Annotated in this window: 1 protein-coding gene; it reads right to left on the minus strand. The window is 38.6% G+C overall.

The genetic code is table 11. From position 1 onward, the window contains the following. Positions 1-382 (minus strand): spore germination protein (locus AC1DUA_RS40950; protein WP_477505059.1); only part of this gene is annotated, 382 nt, incomplete at both ends.

The raw sequence follows: 382 nt of genomic DNA on the forward strand, positions 1-382 counted from the left end.
GCCAGTCAACTTTTTCGATAAGAGCACTTGGAGCTTTTCCTTTAATGTACATCATTGAAATCCTTCGCTTAGCYAATTCTCCTACTTCATAAGAAGAATGGCACAGACGTTCTGTGCTCAGCCACTTTCGAAGCAAACCTAAATTAACATCAATATTTTCTCCAAAAGCATCCATAGGCCCAAAAATGATACTTTCATTTTTGGGCTGATCAATGGTTCGATTCAGGTTGTGCGAGATAGGATCCAGCACAACATTGTGATTATTTTCTAATAGGAGCACTAATTTACCTTGTAAAACGGCTTTTATGATTAGTTCCACATCAACGTCAAGCTGGTCACTAAGGTTGGTGAATAGTTCATTAACTGAGGATGACATTTTGGC

The sequence above is a fragment of the Paenibacillus sp. 01T422 genome, assembly GCF_056398785.1.